At 73.1% G+C, this 16,859-nt stretch carries 9 protein-coding genes and 3 pseudogenes; 5 read left to right on the forward strand and 7 right to left on the reverse strand.

Annotation, left to right across the window (positions count from 1 at the left end; translation table 11 throughout):
- The first annotated feature begins 89 nt into the window (after positions 1 to 89).
- Genes AEQ27_RS03680 through AEQ27_RS03695 form a run of 4 tightly spaced genes read left to right on the forward strand, consistent with a single transcriptional unit; the run spans position 90 to position 5,141 of the window.
- The gene (locus AEQ27_RS03680) at positions 90 to 1,475 is read left to right on the forward strand and encodes a polysaccharide biosynthesis tyrosine autokinase (protein WP_161805466.1); all 1,386 of its coding nucleotides are present in this window, start codon (positions 90 to 92) and stop codon (positions 1,473 to 1,475) included.
- Positions 1,472 to 2,587 (forward strand): glycosyltransferase family 4 protein, encoded by a 1,116-nt coding sequence (locus AEQ27_RS03685; RefSeq protein ID WP_054145438.1) that lies wholly within the window; start codon positions 1,472 to 1,474, stop codon positions 2,585 to 2,587. Before AEQ27_RS03680 ends, AEQ27_RS03685 begins: the two co-directional genes overlap by 4 nt.
- A complete protein-coding gene (locus AEQ27_RS03690; RefSeq protein WP_200908315.1) occupies positions 2,584 to 4,137 on the forward strand; it encodes a lipopolysaccharide biosynthesis protein in 1,554 nt (517 codons plus the stop codon). The genes AEQ27_RS03685 and AEQ27_RS03690 overlap by 4 nt, the downstream gene beginning before the upstream one ends.
- Positions 4,134 to 5,141 carry a glycosyltransferase family 4 protein gene (locus AEQ27_RS03695; protein ID WP_152970124.1) on the forward strand — a complete coding sequence of 336 codons (1,008 nt, stop codon included), beginning with the start codon at positions 4,134 to 4,136 and terminating at the stop codon, positions 5,139 to 5,141. Before AEQ27_RS03690 ends, AEQ27_RS03695 begins: the two co-directional genes overlap by 4 nt.
- A gap of 43 nt (positions 5,142 to 5,184) precedes the next feature.
- Here AEQ27_RS03695 and AEQ27_RS18670 read toward each other — a convergent pair whose 3' ends face one another.
- The 5 genes and pseudogenes from AEQ27_RS18670 to AEQ27_RS03720 form a co-directional block, all read right to left on the reverse strand.
- Positions 5,185 to 5,568, reverse strand: coding sequence for a LuxR C-terminal-related transcriptional regulator (locus AEQ27_RS18670; RefSeq protein WP_369813581.1), 384 nt, complete (start codon positions 5,566 to 5,568; stop codon positions 5,185 to 5,187).
- 21 nt (positions 5,569 to 5,589) lie between these two features.
- Positions 5,590 to 5,889 (reverse strand): annotated as a pseudogene (locus tag AEQ27_RS18675) (response regulator transcription factor); the annotation flags it as partial.
- A 436-nt stretch (positions 5,890 to 6,325) separates the two neighbouring features.
- Positions 6,326 to 7,153, reverse strand: a pseudogene (locus tag AEQ27_RS18680) (histidine kinase); the annotation flags it as partial.
- A 115-nt stretch (positions 7,154 to 7,268) separates the two neighbouring features.
- Entirely contained in the window at positions 7,269 to 8,501 is a 1,233-nt protein-coding gene (locus tag AEQ27_RS03715) for an ATP-binding protein (RefSeq protein WP_054145441.1), read from the reverse strand.
- A 44-nt stretch (positions 8,502 to 8,545) separates the two neighbouring features.
- Complete coding sequence (locus tag AEQ27_RS03720) at positions 8,546 to 9,484, reverse strand: glycosyltransferase family 2 protein (RefSeq protein ID WP_054145442.1); 939 nt, start codon at positions 9,482 to 9,484, stop codon at positions 8,546 to 8,548.
- A gap of 76 nt (positions 9,485 to 9,560) precedes the next feature.
- On the opposite strand from AEQ27_RS03720, the gene AEQ27_RS03725 reads away from it, so the two are divergent.
- Positions 9,561 to 10,562 (forward strand): glycosyltransferase family 2 protein, encoded by a 1,002-nt coding sequence (locus tag AEQ27_RS03725; RefSeq protein WP_235450963.1) that lies wholly within the window; start codon positions 9,561 to 9,563, stop codon positions 10,560 to 10,562.
- Between the two features lie 1,056 nt (positions 10,563 to 11,618).
- Here the strand turns inward: AEQ27_RS03725 and AEQ27_RS03735 are convergent.
- Both AEQ27_RS03735 and AEQ27_RS17665 read right to left on the reverse strand, forming a co-directional pair.
- Positions 11,619 to 16,337, reverse strand: a complete 4,719-nt coding sequence (locus AEQ27_RS03735) for a PKD domain-containing protein (protein ID WP_054145444.1) — start codon at positions 16,335 to 16,337, stop codon at positions 11,619 to 11,621.
- 114 nt (positions 16,338 to 16,451) lie between these two features.
- A pseudogene (locus AEQ27_RS17665) lies at positions 16,452 to 16,859 on the reverse strand (DUF4352 domain-containing protein); the annotation flags it as partial.

Raw genomic sequence — 16,859 nt, forward strand, 5'->3', positions numbered from 1 at the left:
CCGCCGGGGCGCCCCCGTCGGGGGGTCATGGCCCCCCGTCGGCGGCGGGTATGCTCGCCAGGTTCAACCACTTAACCCGGGAGTGTCAGTTGGATCCTCAGCACTACTGGCGCGCGCTCGTGAAGAGCTGGCCCGTCATCCTCGTCCTCGCCCTCCTCGGTGGTGCGGCCGGTTACGGCTACGCCCAGACGCGACCCGACAGCTTCCGCTCGACCAGCAGCGTCTTCGTCTCCGCGGCCGAGGGCTCCGACCCGAACGAGCTGCTCCAGGGCTCGTCGTACACGCAGAACCTGGTGCAGAGCTACACCCGCCTGGCCACGTCGACGGTCGTCCTCGAACCGGTCATCTCCGACCTGGGGCTCGACCTCACGCCGGTCCAGCTGGCCCGGCAGGTCACGGCCGAGAACCCGCTGAACACCGTCATCATCGACGTCACCGTGGTCGACCCCGACCGTCAGCGGGCGGCCGACATCGCCAACGCCGTGACCCGGTCGCTCAGCGACGAGGCCCGATCGCTCTCGCCCGAGAGCGCGGCCGGCCTGTCGACGCTGAGCGTGGCACCCATCGCCGAGGCCACGCCGCCGAACTCGCCCGCGGGCCCCAACCGGCGTCTCATCGCACTCACCGGCCTCGCCATCGGTGCGGCCCTGGGCATCGTCTTCGCCCTGGTCCGCTCCGTGGTCGACACGCGCCTCCGCTCGACGGCCGACGTCGACGAGCTGCGCGTCGCCCCCGTGCTCGGCAGCGTCGTGCGCCGTCGACGCGGCAGCCTGGCGTTCGCCGACGAGCCCCAGGGTGCGGCGGCCGACGACTTCCGACGCATCCGCGCGCAGCTCCAGTTCTCCGACGTGGACGCGGTCGCCCGCACGATCGCCGTCTCGTCGGTCAGCACCGACGACCGCGAGAGCCGCGGGGCCGTCATCCTCGACCTGGCTCTGGCCTACGCCGAACGCGGTCAGTCCGTCCTCGTGATCGACGCCGACCTCCGCGGCGGCGGACTCGCCGACCTCGCCGCCGTGTCGGACGAGACGGGCCTGACCGACGTCGTCGTGGGTCGCGTCGAGTTCGCCGACGCCGTCACGCCCTGGCGCGACCGGGTCGACGTGATCCCCACCGGCGAGGTGCCCCCGAACCCCAGCCCGCTGCTCAGCTCGAAGTCGATGGCCTTGTTCGTCGAGTCCGCGCGCGAACGCTACGACGTGGTCATCGTCGACACCCCCGGTGTGCTCAGCTCGTCCGACGTCCTCGAGCTCGGACGCCTGACCGACGGCGTCGTGCTCGTCGCCACGGTCGGCCACTCGTCCCGCGGCCAGTTGGTCCAGGCCGCCCGGGCGTTGACCGGCGTCCAGGTGCCCGTGCTCGGCGTCGTCCTCGACGGCGTCTCCGAGAGCGCACAGCGTGCCGGCGGCCCGTCGGCGCCGAAGGCCCCGATCTCTCCCCGCCCGGCCGGCGGTCGGGGCGTCGACGCCCCGTGACCGTCGCTCGGCCGTCCCGGGGGGCCGCACCGCGCCTCCCGGCCGTCCGGTTGTACGAGTCGCTGCGCACGGCGCACCTCGAACGGGCCCACGAGCTCGCCCCGGCCAGCATCGTCTACCGGGTGACGCGGTACGACTTCGACGCCTCGCTCGCCGAGGGCCTCGACCTCGTGCCGGCCGGCCCGGTGCGGGCGGCCTGGCTCATCGCACGGTCCGACGTCGAGACCCTCGAGGTCAACGAACCGTTGATGACGTCGAGCCTGCCGGCGACGGCCCTCGTGCTGGCGGCCCTGGCGGTGCGACGCCGCGTCACCGGCCGTCCGACCACCGTCGTGAGCTACCTGATCGGCAACGCCGACCCGTTCACGTCGGCGACCGCTCCCCGGTTGCGGACGCGACTGCGCCGACGCGGTGAACGCGTGCTGGCCCGGGCGGTCTGGCGGCGACTCGACCGGATGGTCTTCGGGACGGACGCGGCGCGCGAGACGTACACGCGCCTCCTCGGTTCCCCGTCACCGCGGGCTTCCGTGGCCTCGGTGCCCGCGCTGCCGACGCGTCACCAGGACGCCCGCGGCGGCGGGGTCCGTCCGCCCGCGGTCGCGTTCGTCGGTTCGTTCGTCGAACGGAAGGGCCTGCGCGTGCTGGCGGCTGCCTGGCCGCTCGTCGTCGCGGCCCGCCCGCAGGCGACGCTCACGCTGCTCGGCAAGGGCGCCCTCGAGCAGGAGGCGCGGGCCCTGTCGGTCGCGCAGCCCTCGGTCACCCTCGAGGTCGACCCGCCGCGCCCGCGCATCCACTCCGTGCTCGACGACGCGCGCGTGCTCGTGCTGTGGTCGCAGCCGAGCCCGACCTGGCGCGAGCAGGTGGGGCTGCCGATCGTCGAGGGGCTGTCGCACGGTTGCACCGTCGTGACGACGACCGAGACCGGCCTCGCCGACTGGCTCGACGCCCACGGCCACGTGGTCGCGTCCGACCCGCGTTCCCCTCAGGTGCTGGCCGACGCGATCGTCGCGGCGCTCGACGCGAGCCGCGCCGCCGACGACGTGCTGGCCGACCTGCCCGACCGCGACGGACGCCTCGCCGCGGACGACCGACTCTTCGGGCGCGCCTCGTGAGCCGGTCGACGACGGGCTCGGCCGGTCGTCCTCGTCGGGGCGGCGCGATGGCCGCCGTGGGATCGACCGCGGCGATCAAGGTGATCGTGATGGGCCTGTCGGGCGTACTCGGCATCATCACGAGCCGCATGATCATCCAGAACTTCGGCACCGACGCCTACGCCCAGTACGGGTTGCTCTCGACGTTCCCGACCCTGCTGCCGTTCGCCGACCTCGGCATCGCGGCGATCGTGATCAACGCCGTGGCCGGGTCGTCGTCGGTCCGCACCGACGACTTCGTCAAGCGCTCGATCGTCACGGCCTTCCGCGTGCTGCTGGTGTCGGGCGGCATCATGGTCGCCGTCGCACTGATCATCACGCTCGCCGGCTGGTGGCCGGTGCTGCTCGGCGAGGGGCTGCTGCCCGACGGCGGCTCGCTCGCGGCCGGTCTCTGCCTGGCGGTGTTCGGCCTGGTGATCCCGCTGACGGTCGGCCAGCGCATCCTCGTGGGGCTGAAGAAGACCAGCACGCAGGTGGCCAGCCAGGCCGTCGTGGCGCCGTTCATGCTGCTCGCGATCGGCTCGGCCGTCATGTTCAGCGCGCCGATCGGCAGCTACCTCGCGGTCGTCTCGTACGTGGCCAACAGCCTCGTCTCGGTGATCTGCCTGATCGTGGCGGCGCGCGCCCTGTCGCCGCAGATCGGGTCGGCCGTCAAGCTCGTGCCGCGCGTCCGCAGCTACCGTGGCGTGCCCGCCCTGGGCCTCGCCTGGCCGATGCTCGTGCCGATGATCGCCCTGCCGGTCGCGATGCAGACCGGCCGTCTGCTGCTCAGCCACCTCGCCGGGCCCGACGAGCTCGCCCAGTACAACCTCGCCTCGCAGCTGTTCGGCATCGTGCTGCAGACCGTCGCCGCGGCGGGCATCGCGCTCTGGCCGGTCTACGCGGCGGCCCGGTCGGCCGGGCGCGTCGAGTCGCCGACCGTGCCGACGCTGTGGTTCCTGCTCGGGGGACTCGTGCTGGGCACGGCACTCGCCGTGCTCAGCCCGTTCCTGGCGCGGTTCGTGTCGGGCGGAGCCATCACGCTCGACGGCTGGATGCTCGTCGGCTTCGTGGTCTTCGTCGGACTGCAGGCGGCCAAGTACCCGGTCGGCATGTACATGACCGACAAGACCGGACTGGTCTTCCAGGTGCTGCCGATCGTGCTGATGGTCCCGCTCAACCTCGGGCTGTCGTGGTGGTTCATCGGGCAGGTCGGGGCGGCGGGACCCGTGCTGGGCTCGGCGATCTCGGTGGCGCTCTGCCAGCTCGTGCCGAACCTCTGGTACGTGTCGCGCGACCTGGGTCGGCGTCGGGCCGAGGCGGCGGCGGCCGGTGCGGGTGGCGGCGGCGTGGTCGACGAGTCGGCGGACGGCGAGGGCGCCACGGCGGCCGCGGGCCTCGACGTCGACGAGCAGCGCGGTGACGAGACCGCGACCGACCAGGCGATCGCCGAGCGAGCGGTGGCCGAACGGGCCGCCGAGGGGCGCGCGCAGGACGGCCGCACCGATGACGACGAGAAGGAGGCGCGGTGATCGAGGTCCTCTTCGCGACCGAACGCGACGTGGCCGGCTGGGCCGCCGACCACGCGGCGGGTCGTCGGCCCGGCCTCTGGCCCTACGGCCTCGAGGCGCTGCGCGACTCGGACCCGGAGGCGCGCATCGCCTCGGTCGCGGAACCCGGCCGCCTGCAGGTGCTGCGCGACCGGGTGGTGCCGCGCCGCGCCTCCTCGTCCGGGGTCCCGTCGAGTGACGTCGGGGTGACCTGGGACGAGAACGTCGCGCGGCGGATGCTGCTGACGCGGCCGCACGACCGGATGTACACGGGTGTGATCTGGGTGACCGACCGGGTCGAGCGCGGGCAGGACGTCGGACGCATGCGCGACGTGCTGCGACGGATGAGCGGGCTCTGGGTGATCAGCCGGGGGCAGGTCGAGCCGCTGCGACGGTTCGTCGGTGAGGACGGGCCCCCGGTCGGGTTCTTCACCTTCGGGGTCGACGAGGAGTTCTTCGCGGCGCGTCCGTGGCCCTCGCGACCGATGGTGCTGAGCATCGGGGGAGACCGCGACCGGGACCCGGCGACGCTGTTCGCGACGCTGGAGCGCGTGCACGCCGAGCGGCCGGACGTCGAGCTGGTCGTGCAGACGACGAGCGACGCGGCACCGCCCGAGGGCGTCACGGTGGTGCCGCACGTCTCGCACCGCGAGCTGGCCGAGCTGTACGCACGGGCGTCGGTCGTGGCCGTCGCGACGCGCGACAACCTGCACGCGTCCGGCATGACGGTCAGCCTCGAGGCGATGGCGACGGGGCGGCCCGTCGTGATGACGAACACCCCGGGCATCGAGGACTACGTGGAGCACGAACGCACGGGGTTGCTGGCGCCGGTGGGAGATGCGTCGGCGCTCGCGGCGCACGTGCTGCGGCTGCTCGGCGACGAGGCCGAGGCCCGGGCGTTCGGCGCGGCGGGGCGGGCCCTCGTCGAGGAACGACTGACGACGCGGCACCTGGCGGCGTCGCTGGCGGAGTTCGTGGGCGGCTGAGGGCGTCGGGTCCGGCTCTGCTCGGCGGCGTGCCCGCGCTCCGCTAGTCGGTCGTCGCCGACACGGGCCGTGTGCCGTCGGGGCGGGCCGCGCGGACGACGAGCGCGAGCTGGACCCGGTTGGTGACGGCGAGCTTGTCGTAGGCGTGGCCGACGTGGGTCTTCACGGTCGCGACGCTGACGAAGAGGTCGGCGGCGATCTCGGCGTTCGTGGCACCCTCGGCCACCGCGACGGCCACCTCCCTCTCGCGGTCGGTCAGCAGGGCCAGTCGGGCGCGGGCGTCGGCGGCCGAGCCAGCCTCTTCCGCCGCGGTGGTCCGGGTGGCGGCGGTGATCACGCGATCGAGCACGCTCGGCGACAGGATCGAGCGGCCGCGGGCGACGGCGAGGACGGCGTCGACGAGCTCACCCGGCGGGGTGTCCTTCACGAGGAATCCGCGGGCACCGCGTTGCAACGCCCCCAGCACGAGGTCGTCGGCCTCGAACGTCGTCAACACGACCACCCGCAGGTCGGGCCGTCGGGCCAGCTCGCGCTCGGTCGCCTCGAGCCCGTCGCAGCGCGGCATGCGGATGTCCATCAACACGACGTCCGGTGCCGTGCGGGCGATGACGCCGGCGGCGTCGAGTCCGTCCACGGCCTCGCCCACGCGTTCGACGTCGACGGGCCCGCCCAGGATGAGGCGGAGCCCCGACCGCACCAGGGCGGCGGCGTCGCCGCCCACGCCCCGGACCGGACGCGGGCCGGTCATCGCGCCCACGGCAGGTCGGCCTCGACGACGAAGTCGTCCCCGTCGGGGCCCGCCCCGAAGTGCCGTCCACCAGCCGCACGCGCTCGGCCCGGCCTGCCCGGCCGTGGCCCGGGCGGTGCTCGGCCGGGGCGTCGGGTGCGGGGGTCGTGGCGCGGGTCCGGACGACGTCCGTCGGGCCGATCGAGACCGACATCCGGATCGGCTGGCCGGGGGCGGGCCGGCGGGCGTTCGTCGGGGCCTCCTGGACGATGCGGTAGGCGTGCCGGCCGACGGTGGTGGGCACCTCGGCCAGACGCTCGGCGTCGTCGATCGAGGACGTGACCGACGAGCCCGCCTCACGCGCCTCGGTGACGAGGGCGTCGAGCTCGAGCGGCGTGGGTTGAGGAGGCGCGGTGACGGTGACCGCGGAGGCCCCGCCCGCCTCCGGGTCGCGCAGCACCCCCAGCACGTCTCGCAGGTCGGAGAGCGCCGAGTGGGCCTCGGCCCGGACGACGGCCGCGGCGGCGACGGTCTCGTCGGGGTCGAGGTCGCGGCCCCGGTACTCGAGCGCCCCGGCGTGCAGGGCGACGAGGGAGAGCCGGTGCCCGAGGACGTCGTGCATCTCGCGGGCCAGGTGGGCCCGTTCGCCGTCCCGGGCCCGCTCCTCGCGGAGTGCCTGGTCGCGCTCGACGAGGAGCGCCCGCTCGCGCAGCGAGGAGACGAGGGCGCGTCGCGACCCGATCACCACGCCGACCAGCGCGAGGAGCGCGTAGGCGAGGACGACGGCACCGAGGGCGACGGCCGTCCACCCGACGGAGGTCCCGTCGTCGGTCGAGCGGAACACGAGGAGTTCCGCGACCACCGTGGCCGCGACGAACACGGCTCCGGCGGCCACGATCTCGCCGAGGCGTCGGCGCGTGGCCAGCGACACGACGGCCAGGGCGGCGGCCCCGACCGCGAGGGTCGAGAACGACGCCAGGCCGACGACGACGAGGGTGACGGCGAACGGTGCCCGGTGGCGGAACGGGACGAGGACGAGGGCGGCCGATCCGGCGAGCACGTCACCGACGATGCTGGCCCCGACCCGGGCGTCGCTCCAGCCGCTCATGTCGGTCGACGGCCAGACCACGGCGAAGGCCACCAGCCCGGTCGTCAGGGCCACGCCGAGGCGCCACGACCCCGCCCAGAGTCGTCGGGCCCGGGACGGCCGCGGACCATCCGCGGACCCCTCGCCGTCGTCGGTCCCGGGCGTCGCGGTCGCGGGTCGTGCGGTGGCTGTGCTCATGGGTCGAGCATAGGAAGCGGCCGGCGGGCGGGGATCGACCGATGGTCGGAGATCATGGGATGCGCCGCCGTGCGCGAGGAGCGGCGGCCCGTGCCCGAACTCAGCCCGCTCGAACTCAGCCCGCTCGGGGCCAGTCCGTCGTCAGGTAGGCCTCGACGGCACGGTTGCGGAACGCGTACGGCTTGCCCCGGCTGACCACGCCACGCACCGTGTCGAGCCGTTGCGAGGTGGGCCCGAGCTGGGCGCCCGAGGCCAGGCCCATCGCCTCGGCGATCGCGTTGAGGGTGCGTTCTGCGGCGGGCAGCGACGCCATGGCCCGCAAGAACTCGTGCTCACGCGGGGGGAGGCGGTTCAGGATGCGCTCGACGTGGGCCGACGCCTCGCTCTCGGCTCCGCGCCGGCCGGCCACGACGTCCTCCTCGGAGACGACGGGTGCCGTCGCGACGTTCCACGCCCGCTGGCCGGCGAGCTGGAACAGGAATGGCTCGCCGCAGCTGAGGGCCGCGATCGCCTTCGCCGCCGCAGGGTCCATGCGGACGGTCTCGACGGCACCGTGGTCGCCGGCGGTCTCCCACCCCGCGATCACGAAGGGCTGGAGTGCCTCGAGGATGTCGCCCTCGTCGAGGGGACCGAGCGTGATGGTGCGGAACCGTCGGGCGAAGGTCGCCCCTTTCCGGGCACCCGCCATGTCTTCGAAGTCGGGCAGGCCCGTGAGGTAGACGGCGACGGGCAGGTAGCGGGACACCGTGCCTCCGCCGGGCACGGTGACCTCGACCTCGTGCGACAGGGCGTCGCCGAGGGCGATGAGGAGCTGCGAGAGGGCGGCCTCGTCGCCGATGTTCTGCACCTCGTCGACGTGGATCATCACGACGGCGTCCTGCTCGATCGCCGCCTGGCCGAGTTCGACGAGGAGCTCGAAGAGGGCCGTGAACGGCTCGGGGCCGTCGGCGCCGCGGGTCGTCACCGAGAACCCGGTCACGGCCACCTGCTCGACCCTGGCGAGCAGGTCGAGGACGCCCCTCCGGGTCGAGGTGCGGAGCCCGGCGCGGTCGGCCAGTCGCAGGACGGCGGAGGCGATGATCTTGAGGGGATCGGCCCCGGTGGGCATGCGCAGCTGCGGCGTCACCCAGTCGCCGGCTTCGGCGGCGTCGCGGGCGATGCGGCGGACGAGGCTCGACTTGCCGGGGCCCGGTTCGCCGAGGATCGTCCGTCCTGTCTCGTAGAGACCGGCGTGCCGACGGGGTCGCAGGACCTGGTGCCAGTCGCTCAACTGCTCGGTTCGGCCGGCCCAGACGTCGGGCACGACGTCGGAGCCTGCCTGGAACGGGTTGGTGAGGGGAGATCGCACGGTGATAAATTTATCAGAGTCGAGGTCGACCCTTGATAAATTTATCAGCGGGCCGACCGGGCCCGGTGCCGCAGCTCGGCCGCCACGATCCGACGCCCCTCGAGCACGGCCCGCAGGCCGACGAGCAGCGTGCCCGGCGACCGCACGAACTGCCGCCGACCGCCCTGCAGCAGCACCTCCCACGCGATGCGCGGGGTCAGGCGTCGCCACCGGCGCAGGTCGTCGTCGTCGAGGTGCTTCGCCGCGAACAGCAGACGGTTGCGGATGTTGTACCGGTAGTACCCGGCCGACTTGGCCTGCCCCGACCGGTCGGCCCCGCCGGCGGTCTGCGTGCCGCCCTCGGCGTGGACGACGGTGACGTCGTCGAGCAACCGGAGCGCGCCTCCTGCGCTCACGACGCGGCGGGACAGGTCGACGTCCTCCCAATAGAGGAAGTAGTCGTCGTCGAAGCCGCCGCAGAGTTGCCACAGCTCGTCGCTCAGCACGAGGCAGGCACCGCTGAGCCATTCCTCGACGCGGGCGCCGGGCTGTCGTCGCCGTCGCGACCGGATGCGCCCGTCGTCCAGGTACAGGTCGCTGCCGGCCGACCAGACGCTGCCGTCGGGGCGCAGCACGGTCGGCGCGCCCATCGTCAGCGGTTCGGACGAGGAGGCGCGGTGCAAGGCGGCGAGGGCCCCCGCGTCCGCGAGGGCGTCCGGGTTGAGCAGCACGTGGTGGCGCGCCCCGGCCTCGCGGGCCCGGGCGACGCCGAGGTTGACCCCGGTGCCGAAGCCCTCGTTGCCGTCGGGCGCGACGAGGTGCCAGCCCTCGGCCGCGGCCAGCTCGCTCGCGCGGGCGCGCTCGGCCGCCCCCGACCAGTTGTCGACGACGACCACGACGAGACCCTCGGTCGCCCGCGAGACGGGCACGAGGTTCTGCCGCAGCAGGTCGGTCGAGCCGTAGTTGACGACGACCACCGAGAGGCCGGCGAGCGACTCACCCACGGTTCGTCCCCCGTCCACCCGCAGGAGGCGCGGTGACCGACCCGACACCGGTCATCGACCTGACATGCTGGGGCCCGTGACGACCGACCCGACCGCCCCGCGCCTCCTGACCATCGCCGTGCTGACCTTCCGCCGGCCGCGGGACCTCGACGCGGTGCTGCCGCTGCTCGTCGAGCAGGCCCGCAGCGTGCGCGGACTCGGAGTCGAGGCGCGCGTGCTCGTGGTCGACAACGACGCGAGCGGGTCGGGGCGCGAGCGCGTCGAGGCGGCGGCGCTCGCCGCGGCCGGCCCGGGTGACGATGTCGAGCCCGTGGCGGTGGACTACGTCGTGGAGACGACCCCGGGCATCGCCTCGGCCCGCAACCGGGCACTCGCGGAGAGCGGCGACAGCGACCTGCTGGTCTTCATCGACGACGACGAGCGGCCGTCCGAGCAGTGGCTGCACGCGCTGGTCGCCCTCCAGGCCGAGACCGGTGCCGCGGCCGTCGTCGGCCCCGTGCGCAGCGAGTACGAGGTCGAGCCCGAGCCGTTCATCGTCGAGGGCCGCTTCTTCGTGCGCCGCCGACTCGCGACCGGCACGCCCGTCGACGTCGCGGCCACCAACAACCTGCTGCTCGACCTCGCCGCGGTGCGCCGTCAGGGCCTGGTCTTCGACGTCGCGCTCGGGCAGCTCGGCGGCGAGGACACGCTGTTCACCCGCAGCCTGGTCGCGGGCGGCGGCACGATCCTGTGGTGCGCCGAGGCGGTCGTCACCGACGTCGTCCCCGCACACCGGGTCACGCGGCGCTGGGTCGTGCAGCGCGCCTACAGCAGCGGCAACGGCTGGAGCCTCACCTCGGTGATGCTGTCCGCGCGAGGGGCCTCGCGACTGGGCACGCGCCTCCGGCTGTCGGCCAAGGGCGGCGTGCGCGTCGTCGGCGGTCTGGGTCGGTACGCGATCGGCACGGTGACCCGCCCCCTCGGGCGACGGTCGCTGGGGCAACGCGCTCGCGGCGTCCGCACGATGGCCCGGGGCGCCGGCATGGTGGCGGGCGCGTGGGGCGCGGGGTACCGGGAGTACGGCCGCGTCGACGGCTGACCTCACGGGCGGACCCGACGTCCGACGCCTCGGCCTCGGTGGCGGCGATCGCCCGACGGTACGCCGCGACGTGCGCCTCACCGGCACGGTCCCAGTCACGGGCCGACAGATCGGGGCGGGCGTGGTCGTCAAGCCGTGAGGCCGCGTCGAGCGCGGCCGCGGCGGCGTCGGGACCGAGGGCGTCGGCGTACTGCCGGACCCAGTCGGCACCGACCTCGTCGGCCAGGCGGGCGTTGACCTCGTTGGCGGGCACGAGCACGGGCCGCCCGAGCGAGAGGGCCGTCAGCACACCGCCCGAGTTGTGCATCTCGCGATAGGGGAGCACGACGAGCTCGGCCCGGCGCACCACGTCGATGAGGGCTTCGTCGTCGAGGAACCGCAGGGCGAGGCTGACCCGGGGGTCGCCGGCCGCGCGCTGCTCGAGGCCGTGGGCGAGCTCGGGAGTGGAGGGCTTCCCGGCGGCGTGCAGTCGACGGTCGTCGCCAGGCACGCCACGGAAGGCCCGGACGAGGCCGTCGACCCCTTTGTAGCGACGGATGAAGCCGAAGTACGACACCCGGCCGGCCTCGCGCGACGGCCACGGCCAGCGCGCGAACCAGTCGACGTAGTGGCCGTGGGGGATGAGCGCGCCGAGGGCGTCGGGGTGCTCGGGCGTCTCGTCGTTCAGTCGCACCCAGAGCGTGGTGCGTCGCTCGATCCAGCGCAGCAGGACGCGCTCGCGGCGGGAGATGCCGCTCGGCAGCTCGAGGTTGTGCTCGGTGCGGACGATCGGGGTGCGCGTCAGTCGCAGCTTCGTCACCAGGGCGACGGTCAACGCCTGACGCACGAGCGCCTTGAGCGGGCTCTGCCCCGAGACGAGGATCTCGGGCCAGTGCACGTGGAACACGTCGTAACGGCCGAACAGCGCGCCCCTCCAGTCGAAGGTGCGCACCTCGACCCCGGGGACCGCGCCGACGGCGTCCCGGAGCATCACGAGGTAGGGGTTCGTCGTCGGTCGCGGTCGGGGGAACGACTGCTGGACGACGAGCCCGCTCGGGTGCTCCGGGGCGACGTCGGTCACGGCTTGAAGACGCTCAGGTCGTCGAACGAGACCGTCTGCGGGGCGTTGGTGGCGGAGCCCGAGGCGTAGGCGGCCAGGGCCACCGAGCCCGGGGCCTGCAGGCCGGCGAACGTGTCGGTCGTCGAGACGGTCCAGGCCGTGGGCTCGGTCGTGCCGTCGATCCAGACCTTCGCCCGGATCGTCGTCGTGCCGGAGCCGCTGACCTCGAGTCGGACGTTGACCTTGGCGCCCGGCGTGACCGTGCCCGGCACCAGCGTCTCGTTCACCAGGGTGACGTTGGTCGACGTGCCCTTGTACGCGTTGAGAGCGACGACGACGCGTCCGTCCGAGCGATAGCGCAGGGTCGCGCGGTACTCGGAGTTCGTCGCCACCTTGCGGCCCGTGACGTAGACGAACGTGCCGCCTCCGGTCGCCGCCTTGTCGAGGCTGACGCTGGTGCGCAGGTCGCTGTCGGTCGCGCTGACGCCGGTGAGGGCCATCGAGGTGCTCCAGCCGGCGGCGCCCAGGTACTGGGTGCCGACGCCCTTCGCGACCGCGTACTGCGAGGCCTGGCCGGTGCGCGTCCACGCGCCGCCGACGTCGGCCGAACCCCAGCCGTTGCTCGCCGAGCGGCCGAAGCCGTCCTGCGCGACCGCCGTGACCACCGGAGGCGCGGTGACCGTCACCGTGGAGGTGCGGGTACCGGTGGCCCCCTTGTCGTCGGTCACGACGAGGGTCACCGTGTACGTGCCCCCGGTGGCGTAGTCGTGCTTCGCCGTGCTGCCGGTCGCCGTGCCGCCGTCGCCGAAGTCCCAGGCGTAGGTGGCGACGGTGCCGTCGGAGTCGCTCGAGGCGCGTCCGTCGGTGGAGACCGCGAGCTTGTCGGTGGCTGTCGTGAACGACGCCGTGGGGGCCGCGTTGGGGATCGGCGCGACCGTGACGGTTCCCGTCGAGCTGCCCGACGCACCCTTGTCGTCGGTCACCGTGAGGGTCACGGTGTACGTGCCGGCCGCCGCGTACGAGTGCGAGGCGGTCTTCCCGGTGGCGGTGCCGCCGTCCCCGAAGGTCCAGGCGTAGCCGGCCACGGTCCCGTCGGGGTCGGACGACGCCGACGCGTCGGTCGACACCGCCAGGCCCGTCGAGGCGCTCGAGAACGACGCCGTGGGGGCGACGTTCGCCGGCGGGGCCGGGGCGACGGTGACCGTGCCGGTCGAGGTGCCGGTGGCGCCCTCGTCGTCGGTCACCGTGAGGGTCACGGTGTAGGTGCCCGCTACGGCATACGTGTGGTTCGCCGTGGAGCCGGTGGCTGCCGCCGTGCCGTCGCCGAAGTCCCAACGGTACGACGCGATGCTGCCGTCGGGGTCGGTCGAGGCCGTCCCGTCGACGGCGACGACCAGGTGGTCGACGGTCGAGGCGAAGGAAGCGCTGGGCGCCTGGTTCACGCGGGGCGCCGTCACCGTCACGCTCGCGGTCGACGTGCCGACCGCACCCCGGTCGTCCGTCACGGTCAGCGTGACCGTGTAGGTGCCGCCCGCCGCGTAGGTGTGCGAGGGCTTGACCCCCGACGCCGCGGCGCTGCCGTCACCGAAGTCCCAGGCGTACGAGGCGACCGAGCCGTCACCGTCGACCGAGGTGCTGCCGTCGAACGTGGCACCGAGACCGGTGGTCGACGAGGTGAAGGCCGCCGTGGGCGAAGCGTTCGGCTTGTCCGCGCCGAGCGCGTAGTGCTGCGCGACCGTCGTGGCGTCGAGGGGGCGGGCGTAGACCGCGGCCTCGTCGAGGCTGCCGGCCCAGTAGCCCGAGCCCGAGTTCCACGAGCTGTCGCCACCGAGGCGCCAGTACCCGCGGAAGCCGTCCGACCCGGTGGCCTGGTTCGACCCGACCTGGGCGCCGTCGACGTAGAGCTTCATCCCGTCGGGGCCCTGGGTCGCGACCATGTGGTGCCAGCGGCCGTCGTTGTAGCTGGCCGTGCTGCTCGCCAGGTTCATCTGACCGGTCCAGATGCCGAACTGGAGGCGACCGTCCTGCTCCATGTAGACGTGGCGGTCGTAGTTGCCGCTGTAGCCGGTCTGCTGGTTGCCGAAGCCGATCAGCTTGCCACCCGAGGTCGTGGTCGTGTTGAACCAGGTCTCGAGCGAGTAGGTGTTCGGAGCGTCGTACGAGGTGGTGGTCGAGACGCCGCCGGACGAGCCGTCGAACCGCGCCGAGTGACCCGACCCCGACGAGATCGCCGGAGCGTCACCGGTCGTGACGCCGCCGCTCACCAGGCCGTCGGTGCCGACGGGCGAGGAGTCGGCCGCCACGGAGCCCCCGTCGCCGTCGAGGCGGAAGTACGCCTCGGGGTCGTCCTGGAACACCCGGGCACCGTAGGCGTCGGTCGGGGCCTTCGGCAGCCTGCTCGCGCGTCCCGAGGCGACCCACTGGCCGTCGACCTGCTTGCCGCTCAGGGCCGTCGGGTAGATCGACACGTCGTCGATGTCGCCCTGGAAGTACGGGGCGCCGTTCCAGTTGTTGTCGCCGCCGATGCGCCAGAAGCCGGTGTAGTCCTGGCCACTGGTGGTCCCGGCGTCGGTCGCGATCTTCTTGCCGTCGACGTAGAACGACTGGCCGGCCGAGCTCAGCGTGCCGACCACCTGGTGCCACTGGCCGTCGTTGAGCGCGGTCGGGCTCGTGATGATGCGCGACGAGCCGGGGTAGACGCCGAACGACACGCGGCCCTGCGGGTCCATGTAGAGGTGGCGGTCGTACGAACCCGAGAGGCCCGTCCGGTTGCTGCCGAAGCCGACGATCTTGCCGCCGGTCGTCGACGTCGTCCGGAACCACGCCTGCACCGAGAACGTCTGGGGGGCGGTGATGGCCGACGTCGTCGATGAGAGGCCGGTGTCCGTGCCCGAGAAGGTGCTCGAGCCGTCCGAGTCGGTCGACGCCTGGCCGCTGGCCCCGCGTGTCACGCCGGCCTGGGCCTGCTGGTCGTCGAACGCGATCGAGTCGTAGACGGTCGAGCCGCTCTTCTCGCCGAGGCGCCAGAGGGACGTGGCGCCGTCGGCGGACACCTGCTGCTGGTAGGGCGAGGGGGCGGTGGTCGACACCGTCACCGAGACGGTGTCACCGAGGACGGTGTTGCCGAGCGGGTCGGTGGCGCGCACGCGGTAATCGTGCGTGCTGCCCGGCGTGAGCCCCTTGTCGACGAACCCGATGGAGGGGCGTTTCCAGAAGGTCGAGGACGCCGTCGTCGAGTAGACGGGCGTCGTGAGGTTGCCGTCGCGGTAGACCTGGTAGGCCAGGTTGGCGTTGTCGCGGTCCCAGTTGGACTGCCACGCGACCCGGACGCTGCCGGACTCGAGGGAGACGAGGGTGGGCTCGAACAGGGCACCCGAGTACACCGGGCCCTCCTTGTTCGGGGCGATGCTCGACACGGCGAAGCGGGTCAGGCCGTACTGGGCCTTGCCGTTGACCGTCGGGAACTCCCCGCCGTAGACCACGTACTTGTCGTTCGCAGCGACGCTCCACGGGCCCTGGTTCTGGCCGGTGTAGCTGCCGGTGCCGAAGTCGGGGAACCAGTTCAGGATGCTCGGGGCCGGGTTGCCAGCGAAATTGTAGTAGCCCATGGGGTCGTTGGTGACCGTCTGGGTCGCCGAGTCGCTGAAGGCCATCGCCCGCTGGAAGGTCCAGGGGTCGGTCTGCGGCTGGCCGCCGATGTTGCCGCAATAGTGCGGGTGGCCGGCGATGTAGACGGCCGTGCTGTTCGCGGCGACCGAGTAGGTGTCGCCGTGGCAGTCCTCGACCCAGACGAGGTCGCCACCCCAGGTCGACTTGAAGGCACCCTCGAGACGGCCACCGCCGCCGAAGGTGTAACCCGAGCCGTATACGCCGTTCGCCGTGGCGCTCAGGCTGTAGATCGCGGCCTGGCCGCCGCCGTTGCGGATCACGTCGTTGGCCTGGAACGGCAGGTTCGCCGCCGAGGTCGAGTCGACCATGGCGAGACCGTAGCCGGGCTGCGAGGAACCGTTGACCGAGCTGAACGACCCGCCGAGCACGATCTTCGACCCGTCAGGGCTCGCGACCATCGCCAGCACGTCACCACCGGCGATCTGCGGCGCCCAGGCCAGGTTGGTGCCGTTGGACGCCGTCACGGCGGCGGCCTTGGTGCGCGTGTCCTTGCCGATGCTCGAGAAGACGCCGGCGACGTAGACGTTCGGGCCGACCGCGGCGATGGCGTTGACCGTCGCGTTGGTGCCGGGGTTCCAGCTGGTCACCAGGGTGCCCGTCGCCGGGTCGAGGGCGGCGAGGCGGTACTTGGCGACGCCGTTGACCTTCGTGAAGGCGCCACCGATGTAGAGGCGTTTGCCGTCGGGCGAGGCCGCGAGGGCCTTGACCTGGCCGTCGATGACCGGGGCGAAGGTCGTCGAGAGCGCTCCCGAGGTGATGTCGTACGCCAGCAGGTAGCTGCGGGGGACCTCGTTCACACCGGGCGCGGAGCCGGCCGGGCGCGCCTTGGTGAACTTGCCGGCCGCGTAGACCGTGTTGCCGACGATGACCTGCGAGAAGACCGAGCCGTCGATCTGCGGCGTGGGCAGTGCGTCGGCGGTGACGGTCGCCGGCGTCGACGGCGATGTCGGGTCGGCGGGTGCGGAGTCGGCCTGGGCGGGCTGGACTCCGATCAGGACGGACAGGAGCACGGAAGATGCAGCGACGATCGCGGGCAGGCGAAGGCGCGACGAGACGGTTCGTCCCATGGGGGAGCCTCATTCGGGTCGGGTAGGCGACATCGGCATTCGGGTACCGATGGCTTGACGACTATAAGGTCCCCCCAAGGGGGGACAATGGCCCCCGTTCTGGGTACAGGGGTTCTACGAGGTCGATCCCTCGAAGACGACGACGGGCACGTCGACGGCGTAGTCGAAGGTCAGCCGCAGGTCGTCCTGTGCGTCCGCGGGCACGGCGAACACGAAGACTCCCGTGGCGGTGGCACCGGCCGCGACCGAGGCCGGGAACGAAGAAGTCCCGGTCGAGAACGTGTTGGCCGGTGTCCGACCGGTGCCGTAGGCCAGGTTGACGACCACGGTCGACAGGTCGACGGGAGCCGTCGACGCGTTGTACACCTCGAGCTCGGCGCGGACCGCCGGTCCCGACACCTCACCCGGCAGCGCGGCCTCGCCCTCGACCCCGTCCAGGCTTTTCACCCGGACCGTCACCCCGTCGACGACGGCGGGCGACTCGTCGAGGCCGACGGGTGGCGACTCGGGTGTGTCGGGGCC

It is taken from the genome of Frigoribacterium sp. RIT-PI-h, assembly GCF_001297205.1.
Taxonomy (GTDB): Bacteria; Actinomycetota; Actinomycetes; order Actinomycetales; family Microbacteriaceae; genus Frigoribacterium.

What these genes read in the sequence shown, in the direction of transcription:
- AEQ27_RS03735 (WP_054145444.1), bottom strand. Translation starts at nt 16,337, where the DNA reads ATGGGACGAACCGTCTCGTCGCGCCTTCGCCTGCCCGCGATCGTCGCT.